Origin of the sequence: Pseudomonas sp. W2Jun17, from assembly GCF_023127795.1 — a bacterium.
GTDB classification, from domain to species: domain Bacteria; phylum Pseudomonadota; class Gammaproteobacteria; order Pseudomonadales; family Pseudomonadaceae; genus Aquipseudomonas; species Aquipseudomonas synxantha_A.
This window is the reverse complement of sequence record NZ_SPKO01000039.1, coordinates 39,084-54,375: the sequence shown is the minus strand read 5'-3', so window position 1 is coordinate 54,375 and position 15,292 is coordinate 39,084. Positions and strand designations below refer to the sequence as shown.

Below are 15,292 nucleotides of genomic sequence, written 5' to 3'. Positions count from 1 at the left end.
ATTTTTTGCCTTACGTCAGTACCGGAATCATGCATAAAAAACTTAAAGTGTGCGTCACGATTGCTGCGGTGCTCGCCATTGGCGGCGCCGTCGGCTTGTACCGGCAGTCCACCTCTGCGCAACCTACCCAAACGACGGCCGGAACGGCTGCGCCGGCCATCCAGGTAGCCGTCGCCACCGCCACGCAAGCCGATATGCCTAACACGTTGGCGGGTATCGGTGAACTGGAAGCCACCCACCAAGTCATGGTCACCGCCGAAAGCGGTGGCCTGGTACGTGCCATTGCATTCCAACCCGGCGAGCGGGTGAAAGCCGGGCAAACTCTGGTGCGACTCAACGATGCGCCGGAGCAAGGCGAACTGGCCAGGCTTCAGGCCCAGGCCGCCAACGCCAAGGCCAAGTTGCAACGAACCCAACGCTTGCTGCCCCAACAGGCGGCGACGCAAGAGGAACTGGATCAGGTGCAGTCCGCCTACTCCCAGGCGCTGGCCGATATCGTGCGGATCAAGGCGCTGATCGATCAGAAACGCATCAAGGCCCCTTTCACCGGCGTGCTGGGTGTACGCAAGGTCAACCTGGGCCAGTTCGTGCAGGCCGGAGATGCCATGGTGTCGCTGACCGACGCACAGACGCTGTACGCCAACATCACCCTGCCCGAACGTGCCCTGGCACAGCTCAAAACGGGCCAGGAGATGAGCGTCAGCGTAGACGCGTACCCCCAGCGCTTGTTCATGGGCCACGTCAGTACCCTCGAACCACGTATCGACCCCGGCACCCGCACGGTGCTGGTCCAGGCCACGGTTCCGAATCCGGACAACCTGCTGTCACCCGGCATGTACGCCAATGGCGAAGTCCATCTGCCAGCCAAAAAAGACGTGATCAGCGTGCCTGAAACAGCCGTGAGCTACAGCGCCTACGGTGACTTTGTCTACGTCGTCGAGGGCGCTGATACCCAACTGACCAACACGGTACGCCAAGTCTACGTGGAGACCGGCGAACGCTCGGATGGCCGGGTCGTGCTGCTTGACGGCGTAAAGGCCGGTGATCGCGTGGTCACCTCCGGCCAGTTGCGCTTGAGCAGCGGCGCCCTGGTACGCATCGCGCTCAAGGACACCGTCGGGCTCGACCAAGCCGCAAGCCGCTGATACACCAAGGATCTGAAAATGAAATTCACCGACTTGTTCGTGCGGCGCCCGGTGTTGGCGCTGGTGGTCAGCACCCTGATTTTATTGATGGGGCTGCTGGCCATAAACAACCTGCCGATTCGTCAGTACCCCCTGACGGAAAGCTCCACGCTGACGATCACCACCCAGTACCCCGGTGCTTCGCCGCAACTGATGCAGGGTTTCGTCACCCAGGCCATCGCGCAATCGGTCGCCACCGTGGAAGACGTCGACTACATGAGCTCGACGTCGACCCAGGGCAAAAGCGTGATCACCGTGCGCATGAAGCTCAACGCCGACTCCAACAAGGCCATGACCCAGGTGATGGCCAAGGTCAACGAGGTCAAATACCGCTTGCCGGAGCAGGCTTACGATCCGGTGATTGTGAAGTCCTCCGGTGAGGCCACAGCCGTGGCCTATGTGGGTTTTTCCAGCCCGACCCTGTCCACCGCCGCACTCTCGGACTACTTGCAGCGCGTGGTGCAACCGCAACTGTCTTCCATCGAAGGGGTCGGCAGCATCAACCTCAGCGGCGGGCAGACAATGGCCATGCGTATCTGGCTGGATGCCAATCGCATGGCCGCCCATGGCATTTCCGGCAGCGATGTGGCCCAGGCCCTGTTGAATAACAACGTGCAGGCTGCGCCCGGCCAGGCCAAGGGTTTGTATGTGGTGTCGGATATCCAGATCAACACCGACCTGGTCGATGTCGCCGAGTTTCGACAGTTGGTGGTCAAGTCCAGCGCTGCCGGTGTGGTGCACCTGAATGATATCGCTACCGTGGAACTGGGCGCCGCGTCCACCGACACCAGCGCCACCATGGACGGAGTTCAAGCAGTGTTTTTCGGCCTGAATGCCGCGCCCAATGCCAACCCGCTGGTGATCGTCAAGAAGGTAAATGAATTGCTGCCGGGGATCCGCGCCAACCTTCCGCCGGACGTGAAAGTCGCTGTGCCGTTTGAGCTGGCACGTTTTATCAGCGCATCGATTGATGAAGTACTCGGTACGCTGGGCGAAGCCATTGCCATCGTGGTACTGGTGATTTTCTTAAGCCTCGGCTCGGCGCGGGCAGTGATCATCCCGGTGGTCACCATTCCCTTGTCGATGTTGGGTGCGGCCGCATTCATGTCGATGTTCGGGTTCAGCATTAACTTGCTGACCTTGCTGGCGATGGTATTGGCCATCGGCCTGGTGGTGGATGACGCGATCATTGTGGTGGAGAACGTTCACCGTCATATCGAAGAAGGCAAGTCTCCCACATATGCAGCCCTGCTGGGCGCACGTGAGGTGGCAGCGCCGGTGATTGCGATGACCCTGACGCTGGCGACCGTGTATGCGCCCATAGGCCTCATGGGCGGGCTGACCGGCTCGCTGTTCAAGGAGTTCGCCTTCACCTTGGCCGGCTCGGTGGTGGTCTCAGGCATTATCGCGCTTACGCTGTCGCCGGTCATGAGCTCACTGCTGCTCAACAGCCAGATGAACGAAGGCTGGATGGCGCGCAAGGCCGAGAGATTCTTTCACCGTCTCGGCAGCGCGTATGGCCGGGTGCTGGATCTGTCGCTGCACCACCGTTGGGTCACGTTTACGATTGCGGTCATCGTGCTGATCAGCGTGCCCTGGCTATACAGCCGTGCCCAGACCGAACTGGCGCCCACCGAGGACCAGTCCACGGTGTTAACGGCCATCAAGTCTCCACAAAACGCCAACATCGACTACGTCGAGAAGTTCGGCAAACAGTGGAACGAAGCCATGGGGACATTGCCGGAGCAGAGCAACCTGTGGCTGGTCAACGGCAGCAACGGCGTATCCAACAGCATCGGCGGGGTCAACTTCGTCGATTGGGAAAAACGCGAGCGCAACGCTGACCAGATTCAGGGCGATATGCAGAACCGCGCCAACACCATCGAGGGCAGCAACGTCTTTGCCTTCCAGTTGCCTTCACTGCCAGGCTCGACCGGTGGCCTGCCGGTACAGATGGTGATCAAGAGCGCCGGTGACTACAGCGTGGTCTATGAGGCGATGGAAGCACTCAAGCACGCTGCACGTGAAAGCGGCTTGTTCATGGTGGTCGACAGCGACCTGGACTACAACAACTCGGTGATCAAGATCAAAGTCGACCGCACCAAGGCCAACAGCCTGGGCGTGACCATGAAGGATCTGGGCGACACCCTGGCGGTGCTGGTGGGCGAAAACTACGTCAACCGCTTTGCCATGGACGGCCGCTCCTACGATGTGATCCCGCAGAGCCTGCGCGGCGAGCGGCTGACGCCTGAAGCGCTGTCGCGCTTTTATGTGACCAGCGCCAGCGGTGGGCAAGTACCGCTGTCCAACCTCGTCAGCGTCTCCACCGGCGTTGAGCCCAATCAACTGACCCAGTTCGACCAGCTCAACTCGGCGATCTTCCAGGCGATCCCCAACCCAGGCGTGGCCATGGGCGACGCGGTGAAGTTCCTCGAGGCGCGAGCCAAACTGCTGCCGCCGGGTTTCACCTACGACTGGCTTTCGGATGCACGCCAATATCATCAGGAAAGCGGCGCGCTGGTCATGGCGTTCCTGTTCGCAATCATCGTGATCTACCTGGTACTCGCTGCGCAGTATGAAAGCCTGCGTGACCCGTTGATCATTCTGATCAGCGTGCCGATGTCGATATGCGGTGCATTGATTCCACTGGCCTTGGGCATGGCGACCATCAATATCTACACACAGATCGGCCTGGTGACCCTGATCGGCCTGATCAGCAAACACGGCATCCTGATGGTGGAGTTCGCCAATGAGATGCAGGTCAAGCAGGGCCTGGATCGTCGTGAGGCAATTCTGCACTCGGCGAAGATGCGCCTGCGGCCGATCCTGATGACCACGGCGGCGATGGTGGCGGGCTTGATTCCCCTGCTGTTCGCCTCCGGTGCCGGTGCCCATAGCCGTTATGACCTTGGCCTGGTGATCGTGGTGGGCATGTTGGTGGGTACGCTGTTCACTTTGCTGGTTTTGCCGACCATGTATTCGTTCATTGCCGTCGACCATCGTATCGCGGCCACCACACCCCGCGCCCGTGCGCTGGCCGCTGCCGATGCAGCCGACGCCGCCACGACCCAGACGGTGTAAGGAGACATATATGCACCCCTTTAATACCTTCGTGATTCGCCCGCTCGCGCTGCTGGTCTGCTCGGCCTGGATGACGGGCTGTACCGTTGGCCCGGACTACCGGGCCAGTAACGAGCCCGCAGTAGAGCTGACTCAAAGCCCCGATAACGCGCTGTATAGCAGCACCCGCCTACAACAGGATTGGTGGCGACAATTCCAGGACCCACAACTGGATGCGCTGATCGATCAAGCGCTGGCGCGTAACCATGACCTGCGCATCGCCCAGGCCCGGCTGCTGGAGGCACGTGCGGTGCTGGATCAGCGTCAGTTGGACCAACTGCCAACGGTGACCGCCAGCGGGGCTTATTCCCGTAGCCTGTCCCAAGCCAACCCCGGCCCAAGCGGTGAACGCAACCTGGCCAAGACCTATCAGGCTGGCCTGGATGCGCAGTGGGAGCTGGACCTGTTCGGCAGGCTGCAGCGCCTGTCGCAGGCGTCTTCGGCACGCGCCGAGGCCGTCGCGGCGGACCTGGCGCAAACCCGTATCGTAGTGACCGCCGACGTGGCGCGTCACTACTTTGAACTGCGCGGCGCGCAACGGCAGTTAGCGGTGGCCCAGGCTAACCTGAGTAATCAGGAAAAAACCGTGGCGCTGGTCCAGGGCCGCGTGGATGCCGGGCGCGGCACCGCCGACGAACTGGCCAGCGCCCTGGCCGAGCGCGCACGGGTGCAAGCCACACTGCCGAGTTTGGAAACCCGTCAAGCGCTCAGCCGTTATCGGCTCGCCGTACTCACGGGCTCGCGGCCCAATGAGCTGCAAGCGCTGACCGACCTGAAAGCGCTTCCGGCATTGGTCACGCGCTTGCCGATTGGCCAGGTCAGCGATTTGCTGCGCCAGCGTCCCGATGTCGCCAGCGCCGAACGCGCTTTGGCGGCCTCGAATGCGGACATTGGTGCCGTGACAGCCGAGCTTTACCCAAGGATTGACCTGGGCGGCTTCCTCGGCTTCGTGGCCTTGCGCGGTGGGGATTTGGGCGACAGCGGCAGCCGCGCGTTCAGCGTGATGCCCTCGGTCAGTTGGCCGGCGCTGCACCTGGCCAGTGTTAAAGCCCGGCAGCGGGAGGCGCAGGCGCGTGAGGTGGGCACCCGAGCGCGTTACGAGCAAGTGGTGCTGAATGCGATTGAGGAAACCGAGAGCGCGCTGACGACCTATAGCTTGTCGCAGCAACGGGTACGTAGCCTGGCTGAAGCAGCAGCGCAAAGTGAGCGTGCGGCTCGACTGGCACATGCGCGTTATGAAGCAGGTAGTGCGGCGTATCTGGTAGAGCTGGACGCGCAGCGTACGCAACTGAATGCTCAGGACGCGCTGACGCAGGCAGAGACCGCGTCGTATCTCAATGTGGTGCAACTCTATAAAGCGTTGGGTGGTGGCTGGCGTGCGCCGGAGCCGCTCAGTTCGTATGCGGTTACCGGACAAGGCCCTCGCGGGTAAGCCTAACTCCCAAGGTAATCGGCCACGCCCGTGGCCGATCCTGAGCCGGCCAGCACGGCATTGATGCGCAATGAATAGGTGCCTGGACGCAGCAAGGAACTGGAACATGGCTGCCGAGGCGGCGCCGAGTACATGCCAGTGCAGGTCGGACAAGTGAAGGGGTAGTTTGCGGCGAATTTAACCACGTACAATCGTTGAAATCATGAAGGGGCAAGTCATGCGCGCACCCTACGGCTGCGCGCAGATCCCCGTTGAATTACACGCCTGCAAACCAGGGCAGTGGTGCACGCGCCTGCATTGTGATCGTCTTTATCTGTGTATAAGCATTGAGCGTCTCCCGACAAAACTCACGCCCAATCCCACTGTTCTTATACCCTCCAAACGCAGTGCCATCGGTAATGTTCGAGTAACGATTGATCCACACCGAACCTGCCTCCAGCCGTGCTGCAGTCTCCATAGCGTGCTGCAAATTGCTGGTGTAGATCCCGGAGGCCAACCCATATTCAGTGTCATTGGCTTGGGCGATCATCGTTTCATAGTCGTCCCACACGATCAGCGATAGCACCGGGCCAAAAATCTCTTCCTGGCAGATGCTCATGTCGTTACGTGCAAGTAACAACGTTGGCTGAATGAAGTAGCCATTTTCACAACCTGGGACTGCAGCCCGGCCGCCACCTGCGAGCAACTCGGCGCCCTCTTCCAGGCCCATGGTGATGTAACTCAACACGCGCTCACCTTGTTGGGCGTTGACCACACAACTGACCCGTGAATCCTCTGCCAAGGGTGCTCCTACTCTCACACGCTTGAACGCGGCTATCAGCTTTTCCTGAAACGCCTCTGCGATCGAGGCATGCACAAACAAACGAGTGCCAGCCAGGCACGACTGCCCATTGTTATGAATGGCCGCGAAAGTGGCGTTGTCGACCACCGCATCGATGTCGTCGATGTCAGGGAATACGATATTGGCACTCTTGCCGCCCAGCTCCAGTGTTGAAGGCACGAGGCGCCGGGCTGCAACACCGGCTACTGTGCGGCCGACTTCGGTACTGCCGGTAAATGACAGTTTCCTGACCAGAGGATGCTCGCTCAATGCTGCACCGACTATCTCTCCCAACCCAGTGACCATGTTCACCACCCCGGCGGGAAAGATCTTGTTGATCAACTTGCCCAGTTCCAGCGTCGACACCGAAGCATTTTCATCAGGTTTGAGCACGACGGTATTGCCGGCTACCAGCGCGGAGGCGAGCTTGAACGCGGCCATGATCGCCGGCGCGTTCCAGGGAATGATCTGCCCGCAAACGCCAAGTGGTTCACGCTTGGCAATGGCATAACCGCCTTCAATTTCACGGCCGGTGTCTTCATGGGCCATGATAACCGAGGCGAAATAGCGGTAGTGCCGGACAGCAGTCAGGTAGTCCTTGCGTACTTCGCTGATGCAGCGCCCCACGTCATGGGCATCGATCATGGCCAGACGTTCGCTGTGCTCTTCGATCTCGTCCGCCAAGAGGTTCACCAGGCGTGCGCGCATCTGCTGACCCAGGGTACGCCAGGCTGGAAACGCTGCATGCGCGGCCTTCACAGCGCGATCAACATCTTTGGCGTCACAATAATGAATGTAAGCTAGGTGTCTGCCCGTGGCAGGGTCGACCGCAGCAAACGAGCGCGACTTATCCTCAGTTTCAAACACGCCATCGATCAGCGGGCCATAAGACTTATCGAAATTGATTTGCATGGAGAACCTCACATTTAAAGATGAAATCTGGATTAGCTCTGATATAAAATCGCGATTACTTTATTATTCGTCCAACCAGGTGATGCATGGATCCTCTGTCCGACGTTCTTTCACTGTTGAGAATCCGTAATTACCACTCCGCCACGCTTTCCCTGGGCGGTGATTGGGCTTTCACCTTTCCCGAGCGCGAAGGCATCAAGTTCACGGCGGTGATCAAGGGCAGTTGCTGGCTGCACGTAGAGGGCGAACAGCAGCCGCAGCGCCTGCACCAAGGCGATTGCTTTCTGATGACTCGGGGCATGCCTTTTTCGCTCTACAGCGATATGTCCCAGCCGCTGATGAATTCCGATGGTCACTTTCAAACCCTCGCAACGGACGAACTGGCCCTGCATTACGGCGGCAACGACACGCAATTGGTCGGTGGCCGGTTTGACTTCAGCGGTGTTCCTACCCAGTTATTACTCAGCAGCCTGCCCTCAATGGTTCACGTGCAGGCCAATGAACCGCAGGCATCGCTCCTGCGCTGGGCGCTGGAACGGTTCACGTCGGAGCTACAGCAGAAGCGCCCCGGCCGCTCGCTGATGAATGAGCACTTGGCGCACCTGATGCTGGTCGAAGTACTACGCACCCACCTGGCAACGCTGGAGAACAACGGCACTGGTTGGTTTTACGGCTTGGCTGACCGTCACCTCAGTGTCGCTCTGAGTGCCATGCACGCTGACCCTTCCCATCGCTGGAGCGTCCAGGAGTTGGCGCAACGGGCTACCATGTCGCGCTCGGCGTTCGCGTTGCGCTTCAAGCAAGTGGTGGGCGCAGCACCGATGGAATACCTGACGTACTGGCGGATGTTGCTGGCAAGCGACCGACTGAAAAACTCCGATGACTCGGTCTCCACCATCGCGTTCTCATTGGGTTATGAGTCCGAAAGCGCATTCAGTACCGCATTCAAGCGCGTGATGTCACAGTCGCCCCGCCACTATGTGCGCGAGCACGCCACCCAGGCTTAGTGCAGGCCACCGCCGATTATCAGGGTTTCACCGGTGATCCAGCTTGCATCGGACGACGCCAGGAAGGCGACGGCGGGTGCGATGTCTTCGGGCTGACCGATGCGGCCCAGCGGCGTGATCGCTTCGATTTTCTGACGGAACGCATCTTCGAAGAAGCCACTGGCGTGCACGCCCTCGGTGACGACCAACCCTGGGTTGACCGAGTTGACCCGGATATTTCTCGGCCCCAGTTCATTGGCCAGCGTGCGGGTGATCGCGTCAACCGCAGCCTTGGACGCGGTGTACACCGTTGAGTTGGCCGGCGTGAACGAAGTCACGCTTGAGCTGACATTGACGATGCTGCCCCCCAGCACGTTGAACACTTCAACGGCAGCTTGTGTGCATTGGATCAGCCCTAGAACGTTGAGGTTGAATTGACGGTGAAACTCCTGTTCGGTGATATCGGCCAGGGGACTGGTCGAATAGACACCGGCATTGTTGACCAGAATGTCGAGATGGCCATGCTCATGCACGATGGTCTTGAACAACGCCTTGAGGTCAGTGCTGTTGGACACGTCCGCCTGCACCGCGTAGGCCCTGGCGCCGGTTTGCAAAATCTGCTCAACCACTCGCTCGGCGTCTAAGCGACTGCTGGCATAGTTGACGATCACAGTGGCGCCATCCTGGGCCAATTGCTTGGCAATCGCTGCGCCGATGCCCTTGGAGGCACCAGTCACCAGCGCGACTTTCTTATGCAACCTTTTCATGTTCACTTCCTACTTGTTGCTGGCTGAAAATCAGTCAAGCCAGCTTAAGAGGATGGCGGGAACCGGTTAATAGCCAGTGCTCCAGAAAAGCTTTGTGATCGTCCAGATGGCAGACGGTCATAGTGATCAGTCAAGGAGAAGTTGAAACTGACCATGAGGAGGCAGACGTATCGCCGACGTTATAGCTATCTGCAGCATCGTTCTCCAAGAAACGACTCGGGGTCGGCTTTGTAGCCTTATGCGGTGGGGATCTGCCTGAACGGGGCGGCATTCCAAGCTTATAAATCTCAATAGCGCATTCGACGCGCTGGATAAACGCTGCAACATCTGCATGGGTGTGGGCCAGCCCATCCCGTGCGACAGCGATCTCCAGCTCGCGACACAACTGGATCAGGCTCTTGGCTTTGCCGACCGCCAGCGCGCCCCGAATCCGATGCAGTAAACGGACCACCTCATCACTGCTCTGCCCCACGCTCAGCGCTTTAAGCTCACCCAAATCCTGGGCGATGGTTCTGAAGAAGAGTTCAAGCTGCGCTCCGTTCGGCCCTGCCCTTCAAATAGAAATGGTACCTGTCCATAACCCTGACAACGAAGATTTCACAACGATTCAGGAGCACGCTCATAAAACAAATGATCACGACTTTACGGCTGTAGAAACATCATCTGACTACACAGAACTGGATCAACTATCGGGGTTGGCAGAGGGTTCAGAAAATTGAGTCACCGAATTTTACTCACCCCGGACACATCGAATTTTAATTGATTTCAGTGTCATTTAAGGCCAGCCCGAACCAATGATGGGGTGAACAGCTCGTCTCACGACCTGAGAGTATCCAGCAACAATGCGGGTTCGAGCCTGGCCATGAGACAGCACCTGGAACGGTACCTAGATTTACCGATCACCCTGGATTTCAGTGGTTTTCTCAAGAAACGAAAAACGACGCCAAAGCGTCTATTCCACAAATCGCAGGCAAAAAAAAGCCACTCGTTAGAGTGGCTTTTTCATTAATGCTTGGAGCGGGAAACGAGACTCGAACTCGCGACCCCGACCTTGGCAAGGTCGTGCTCTACCAACTGAGCTATTCCCGCTTGGTGATGCGCATTCTATAGAATCCTCAGCACCCGTCAACCCCTTGATTCAAAAAAGTTTTATTTCTTTTCAACAGTGGTTCGCAGATGGGGCCAGGCCGCACGCAGATATTGCAGCATGGACCACAGCGTCAAGCCTGCGGCGACCAGCAGCAGGGCGTAGCCGGTGAGCACCCAGAATGTGAAGTCCGACGGGTTGGCCAGCAGGATGACCAGCGCGAGCATCTGCGCGGCAGTTTTCCATTTGCCCATGTTCGATACGGCGACGTGGGCGCGGGCGCCGATTTCGGCCATCCATTCGCGTAGGGCCGAGACGACGATCTCGCGGCCGATGATGACGGCGGCCGGCAGGGTCAGCCACAGGTTGCCGTGTTCCTGCACCAGCAGCACCAGGGCGACGGCGACCATGAGTTTGTCGGCCACGGGGTCGAGGAACGCGCCGAACGGCGTGCTCTGTTCCAGGCGGCGGGCCAGGTAGCCGTCGAGCCAGTCGGTGGCGGCTGCGAATGCAAATACCGAACTGGACGCGACGTAGCTCCATTCATACGGCAAATAGAACAACAAAATGAAAATCGGGATAAGCAGGACGCGTAGTACGGTGATCAGATTAGGGATATTCATCGGCACAACTGGCTACGAGGTGAGAAGGCATTCTATTCGCTGTGCAGATTGGCATAAATCAATTCAGCGAGCTTTTTACTGATACCGGGTGCTTTGGCTATTTCGTCAATGCTGGCACGGGAGAGCTCCTGCAAGCCACCAAAATGTTTAAGCAAGTCGCGACGCCGCGTCGGGCCAACCCCTGCCACCCCTTCCAGGGTTGAGGTTCGCCGGGTTTTGCCACGGCGCGCGCGGTGGCCGGTAATGGCGAAACGGTGGGCTTCGTCGCGAATTTGTTGAATCAGGTGCAGCGCAGGCGAGTCGCCCTTCAACGTGAACTCATGGGCGGCATCATTCAAGTACAACGTCTCGAAACCGGCCTTGCGCGTGGTGCCCTTGGCGACGCCGAGCAGGATCAGGTCGGGCACCGCCAGTTCGTTGAGCACGTCTCGCGCCATGGACAACTGGCCCTTGCCGCCGTCTACCAGCAGGATATCGGGCAACTTGCCCTCCCCGTCCTTCAACTTGCTGAAACGCCGCGTGAGCGCCTGGTGCATCGCGGCGTAGTCATCGCCGGCGGTAACGCCTTCGATGTTGTAGCGCCGGTAGTCGGACTTGATCGGCCCTTCCGGCCCGAATACCACGCAGGAAGCAACCGTGGCCTCACCGCTGGAGTGGCTGATGTCGTAGCACTCCAGGCGCTGGGGCGGCTCGTCCAGGTTGAGGACTTCGGCCAGGGCGTCGAAGCGTGCAGCGACGTGCTGTCGGTTCGCCAGCCGCGCGCCCAGGGCCTGTTCGGCGTTGGTCACGGCCAGTTGCTGCCAGCGGGCACGGGTGCCGCGTACGCGGTGGCTGATGTCCAACTCGCGACCGCGCAGCTCGTGGATCGCTTCGATCAAGGTGGGAAAGTCTTCATGCACCACGTTGACGATCAGCTCCGACGGCAGGTCGCGCTCAGGGCTACTGACGTAGTACTGGCCAAGGAACGCGGCCATCACTTCTGCAACGTCTTCGTCGATACCGGTCTGCGGGAAGAAGTTCTTGCTGCCCAGCACCCGCCCGCCACGCACGCTGATCAGGTGCACACAGGCGCCGCCCGGATTGACGAACGCGGCGATCACGTCGACGTCACCGGTGCCGCCTTCCATGCTTTGCTGGTCCTGGACGCGACGCAGCAGAGAGATCTGGTCACGTAGCTCGGCAGCCTTTTCGAAATCCAGGGTGCTGGCCGCCTGCTCCATGGCCCCGGACAGCTCATCGGTGAGCGCATTGCTGCGCCCTTCGAGGAACATCACCGAGTGGCGCACATCCTCAGCGTACTCTGCCGGCTCAACCAGGCCCACACAGGGCGCCTTGCAGCGCTTGATCTGGTATTGCAGGCACGGCCGCGTGCGGTTCTTGTAGAAGCTGTCTTCGCACTGGCGTACAAAAAAGGTTTTTTGCAGCAGGCTCAGGCTTTCACGGATCGCACCTGCGCTGGGATAAGGCCCGAAGTACTTGCCCTTTTGTTTTTTAGCCCCGCGATGAATGCTCAGGCGCGGGAAGTTGCCATCCGATAAAAACACGTAAGGGTAGGATTTATCGTCACGCAGCAGGATGTTGTACGGCGGCCGCCATTCCTTGATCAGCGTCTGCTCAAGCAGCAGCGCCTCGGTTTCATTGGCGGTGATGGTGGTTTCGACCTGGGCGATACGTGCCACCAGGGCAGCGGTTTTCGGCGCAAGGCCGGACTTGCGAAAATAACTCGCCAGCCGGTTCTTGAGGTTCTTGGCTTTGCCCACATACAGCAGGCGTGCCTCGCTGTCGAACATGCGGTACACGCCGGGGCGGCCACTGCAGGTCGAGAGAAAGGCACTTGGATCAAACGGCGTAGTCATGTCAGGCGCTGGCGTCCACCATGCCGTGGCGCACCGCGAGCAGGGTCAATTCAACATCACTGCTGATGGCGAGCTTCTCGAAGATGCGATAGCGGTAGGTATTGACGGTCTTGGGCGACAGGCACAGCTTGTCGGAGATCGACTGCACTTTCTGGCAACCGACGATCATCAAGGCGATCTGGATTTCCCGCTCCGACAGCGTATCAAACGGCGAATCGCTGGTGGGCTGGAAGGATTTGATCGCCAACTGTTGGGCGATCTGCGGGCTGATGTAACGCTGGCCGGCAAAGACCAGGCGAATGGCCTGCACCATCTCCGCCAGGCCCGCGCCTTTGGTCAGGTAGCCCGCAGCACCGGCCTGCAGGAGCCGCGTCGGAAACGGGTCTTCCTCGCACACCGTCACCACCACGACCTTGATGTCCGGGTGGCTGCGCAACAGCTTGGTCGTGGCACCAAGACCGCCGATCCCAGGCATCTTGACGTCCATCAACACCACATCGGGTTTCAATTCCCGAGCCTTGATCAGAGACTCCTCCCCTGACTCAGCCTGGCCGACTACTTGCAGGCCGTCGATGTCAGCCAGCATTCGTGTAATGCCTGTACGAACGAGATCATGATCATCGACTACTAGCACCCTAATCAAGCAGACACCTCGCGATATGGTCTTATAGATTGCTGAACACCTTAGCAAAAAAGCTGGGCGCAGACCTAGCCGCAAGCGTCATATATATGGAGTTTGCCTGCTCGGTAGTCGTCCACCGGCTGGCGGACGACCGGATTTATTGGGCAAAAGGTCAGGAATCCTGGGGCGCACGCCCGCCGTTTTCATATTTGCCTTGAGCGTTGGCTTCAACGCCTCCGATTTCACCAAAAACTTTTTGCGGCAGGCCGAGTCGCTCTCTTTCTTGCCTTAAACGCGAACCGATTCCACTCATTTGGATGCATGATCCCATTTTTCACACATCAAGAGGTGACACACTCATCTCTTCGTTGAACGAACTTGAGCGGTTTTGAACCATGCCCGGAATCCGCACCGCTGCACAAGCCAAGGCCTGGCTGGAACATCAAGGGAAGTCGGTTCCTGAATCAGTATGCGCTTATTAGGATTTTGTACAGGGTTTAGCGTACGCGACAGACACGCTCCATCCGCCAGAAACCATCCTCCTCGCCAACAATGCTGAACCCCATGCGTTGATAGAGCCTTCTGGCCGGATTGGTCTTGAACACGGTCAACCGCAACAGCCCAAGCGCCTGCGCCTTCAGCGCTATTTGCTCCAGCACCCAGGTGCCTGCGCCCTGCCCGCGATACGCCTGGAGCAAATGCAACTCGCGGATGTATAGAGCGCCACCGTCACGGCTCAGGCTGATAAACCCCAACGTGTCGTCATCTCGGCAAATCAGCCAGTTTTCCCGACCGGCCCAGGCCGTGTCGAAGCCGGCATTGGACCAAATCAGCTGGTTTTGCACGTAGTAGCGGTTCATCGCCTGGTGGGTCAGGGCTCGCGCAAACGACAGGTCCTGTTCTGTGGCGGCACGCAGGTGAAAAGCCATTTACACGGCCACCACTTGGCCCACCCAATGCTCGTCGTCGCGGCGGGCAATCACCAGCGCTTCGCCGACACCGGGCACCGCTGCAAGCAAACGGCCATCCGCGGCCCAGATCGCACTGCGACCTGCACAGGCCCAGCCACCCGAGGGGCCACCGTGGTTAGCCATCAGCACCAGCAGACGATGCTCCGCGGCATAGCCCTGCAGCAGCGCGCTGTCTTTTGCGTAGCCGCCTTCGCTGATCAGTACGCCTGCTGCGTAGACATTGGCGCCCGCTTGCGCCGCATGACGTGGATGACTGGCGTGGGAGAAGTCGGCGCAAACCGCCAGGGCAATACGGTCATTGCCCCATTCGAGTGCCTCACCACCCTGCCCGGCCGCAAACGCCACGTCTTCGCCTGGATGCAGATGCTGCTTGGTGTACACCGCCAGTGAGCCGTCGGCCCCCAGCACCAGGGCGCCAATCAAAACATCCGCTTGCGGGGCCAGTCGGATCGGCATACCCACCACTGCCGTCAGCTGCAACTCGCGCGCCATCTCGCGCAGGGGCGCCAACACTGGCGCATCGGGAGCGATGGCCAAGTCAGCGGCCAGCGTGGGTTCATAACCGGTCAAAGACAGCTCCGGAAACACCAGCAATTGCACACCCTGCTCTGCCGCAGCCTGCATGAACACCCGGTGCCGTGCGATATTGGCTTCAACGTCGCCGGCAATGGAAAGGGTTTGCGCCGCAGCAAGGGTCAAGGCAGTCATGGTCGCGTCCTGGCAATCATCGTTTATGAGCCACCAGCATAGCGACACTCACCCCATAGCCGTAAGTACCCTCAAGCAATAGAAATTACTGATTGAATCCACCCGTGCGCCTCTAGTAAGCTCCCCCCATCATTTGGAGAGCCACCATGTTGCAACTCACCCACACTCAGGTTTGCCCTGCTGCCAGCGCCTTGCGCTTGGTGT

11 protein-coding genes, 1 tRNA gene and 2 pseudogenes are annotated in these 15,292 nt (G+C 59.3%); 5 read left to right on the top strand and 9 right to left on the bottom strand.

Annotation, left to right across the window (positions count from 1 at the left end; genetic code table 11):
• Nucleotides 1-29: 29 nt before the first annotated feature.
• From E4O98_RS25715 to E4O98_RS25705, 3 genes are read left to right on the top strand one after another with little or no spacing between them, the layout of a single operon-like run.
• Entirely contained in the window at nucleotides 30-1,145 is a 1,116-nt protein-coding gene (locus E4O98_RS25715) for an efflux RND transporter periplasmic adaptor subunit (RefSeq protein ID WP_248136590.1), read from the top strand.
• 18 nt (nucleotides 1,146-1,163) lie between these two features.
• Entirely contained in the window at nucleotides 1,164-4,265 is a 3,102-nt protein-coding gene (locus tag E4O98_RS25710; protein ID WP_248136589.1) for a MexW/MexI family multidrug efflux RND transporter permease subunit, read from the top strand.
• A 10-nt stretch (nucleotides 4,266-4,275) separates the two neighbouring features.
• On the top strand, nucleotides 4,276-5,736 hold the full coding sequence (locus E4O98_RS25705; protein ID WP_248136588.1) for an efflux transporter outer membrane subunit: 1,461 nt from the start codon (nucleotides 4,276-4,278) through the stop codon (nucleotides 5,734-5,736).
• A gap of 256 nt (nucleotides 5,737-5,992) precedes the next feature.
• Here the strand turns inward: E4O98_RS25705 and E4O98_RS25700 are convergent, their stop codons facing one another.
• The gene (locus E4O98_RS25700; RefSeq protein WP_248136587.1) at nucleotides 5,993-7,468 is read right to left on the bottom strand and encodes an aldehyde dehydrogenase family protein; all 1,476 of its coding nucleotides are present in this window, start codon (nucleotides 7,466-7,468) and stop codon (nucleotides 5,993-5,995) included.
• An 86-nt stretch (nucleotides 7,469-7,554) separates the two neighbouring features.
• Here E4O98_RS25700 and E4O98_RS25695 point away from each other — a divergent pair, with 86 nt between their 5' ends.
• Nucleotides 7,555-8,475 (top strand): AraC family transcriptional regulator, encoded by a 921-nt coding sequence (locus E4O98_RS25695; protein WP_103735334.1) that lies wholly within the window; start codon nucleotides 7,555-7,557, stop codon nucleotides 8,473-8,475.
• Here the strand turns inward: E4O98_RS25695 and E4O98_RS25690 are convergent.
• The 6 genes and pseudogenes from E4O98_RS25690 to E4O98_RS25665 all read right to left on the bottom strand — a co-directional run.
• Nucleotides 8,472-9,221, bottom strand: coding sequence for a glucose 1-dehydrogenase (locus E4O98_RS25690; RefSeq protein ID WP_103735335.1), 750 nt, complete (start codon nucleotides 9,219-9,221; stop codon nucleotides 8,472-8,474). The two genes, E4O98_RS25695 and E4O98_RS25690, sit on opposite strands and share 4 nt — an antisense overlap.
• A 1,013-nt stretch (nucleotides 9,222-10,234) precedes the next feature.
• A tRNA-Gly gene (locus tag E4O98_RS25685) sits at nucleotides 10,235-10,310 on the bottom strand.
• 60 nt (nucleotides 10,311-10,370) lie between these two features.
• A complete protein-coding gene (gene pgsA / locus E4O98_RS25680) occupies nucleotides 10,371-10,931 on the bottom strand; it encodes a CDP-diacylglycerol--glycerol-3-phosphate 3-phosphatidyltransferase (RefSeq protein WP_034135291.1) in 561 nt (186 codons plus the stop codon).
• Nucleotides 10,932-10,963: 32 nt separating this feature from the next.
• Entirely contained in the window at nucleotides 10,964-12,787 is a 1,824-nt protein-coding gene (uvrC, locus tag E4O98_RS25675) for an excinuclease ABC subunit UvrC (RefSeq protein ID WP_248136586.1), read from the bottom strand.
• A gap of 1 nt (nucleotide 12,788) precedes the next feature.
• The gene (gene uvrY, locus E4O98_RS25670) at nucleotides 12,789-13,430 is read right to left on the bottom strand and encodes a UvrY/SirA/GacA family response regulator transcription factor (protein WP_005786991.1); all 642 of its coding nucleotides are present in this window, start codon (nucleotides 13,428-13,430) and stop codon (nucleotides 12,789-12,791) included.
• A gap of 160 nt (nucleotides 13,431-13,590) precedes the next feature.
• A pseudogene (locus tag E4O98_RS25665) lies at nucleotides 13,591-13,722 on the bottom strand (transcriptional regulator); the annotation flags it as partial.
• An 82-nt stretch (nucleotides 13,723-13,804) separates the two neighbouring features.
• Here E4O98_RS25665 and E4O98_RS25660 point away from each other — a divergent pair.
• Nucleotides 13,805-13,867: pseudogene (locus tag E4O98_RS25660) on the top strand (DNA-binding protein); the annotation flags it as partial.
• Nucleotides 13,868-13,906: 39 nt separating this feature from the next.
• Here the strand turns inward: E4O98_RS25660 and E4O98_RS25655 are convergent.
• Both E4O98_RS25655 and E4O98_RS25650 read right to left on the bottom strand, forming a co-directional pair.
• Nucleotides 13,907-14,338, bottom strand: coding sequence for a GNAT family N-acetyltransferase (locus E4O98_RS25655; RefSeq protein ID WP_078820876.1), 432 nt, complete (start codon nucleotides 14,336-14,338; stop codon nucleotides 13,907-13,909).
• Nucleotides 14,339-15,088 (bottom strand): carbon-nitrogen hydrolase family protein, encoded by a 750-nt coding sequence (locus tag E4O98_RS25650; RefSeq protein WP_148854137.1) that lies wholly within the window; start codon nucleotides 15,086-15,088, stop codon nucleotides 14,339-14,341. It abuts the gene before it with no gap.
• Nucleotides 15,089-15,292 lie beyond the last annotated feature (204 nt).

Bases quoted from the DNA above. Each gene is read 5' to 3' on its own strand.
- uvrC (WP_248136586.1), bottom strand. From the start codon at position 12,787: ATGACTACGCCGTTTGATCCAAGTGCCTTTCTCTCGACCTGCAGTGGC.
- E4O98_RS25655 (WP_078820876.1), bottom strand. From the start codon at position 14,338: ATGGCTTTTCACCTGCGTGCCGCCACAGAACAGGACCTGTCGTTTGCG.
- E4O98_RS25650 (WP_148854137.1), bottom strand. From the start codon at position 15,088: ATGACTGCCTTGACCCTTGCTGCGGCGCAAACCCTTTCCATTGCCGGC.
- pgsA (WP_034135291.1), bottom strand. From the start codon at position 10,931: ATGAATATCCCTAATCTGATCACCGTACTACGCGTCCTGCTTATCCCG.
- E4O98_RS25715 (WP_248136590.1), top strand. From the start codon at position 30: ATGCATAAAAAACTTAAAGTGTGCGTCACGATTGCTGCGGTGCTCGCC.
- E4O98_RS25710 (WP_248136589.1), top strand. From the start codon at position 1,164: ATGAAATTCACCGACTTGTTCGTGCGGCGCCCGGTGTTGGCGCTGGTG.
- E4O98_RS25690 (WP_103735335.1), bottom strand. From the start codon at position 9,221: ATGAAAAGGTTGCATAAGAAAGTCGCGCTGGTGACTGGTGCCTCCAAG.
- E4O98_RS25700 (WP_248136587.1), bottom strand. From the start codon at position 7,468: ATGCAAATCAATTTCGATAAGTCTTATGGCCCGCTGATCGATGGCGTG.
- E4O98_RS25705 (WP_248136588.1), top strand. From the start codon at position 4,276: ATGCACCCCTTTAATACCTTCGTGATTCGCCCGCTCGCGCTGCTGGTC.
- E4O98_RS25695 (WP_103735334.1), top strand. From the start codon at position 7,555: ATGGATCCTCTGTCCGACGTTCTTTCACTGTTGAGAATCCGTAATTAC.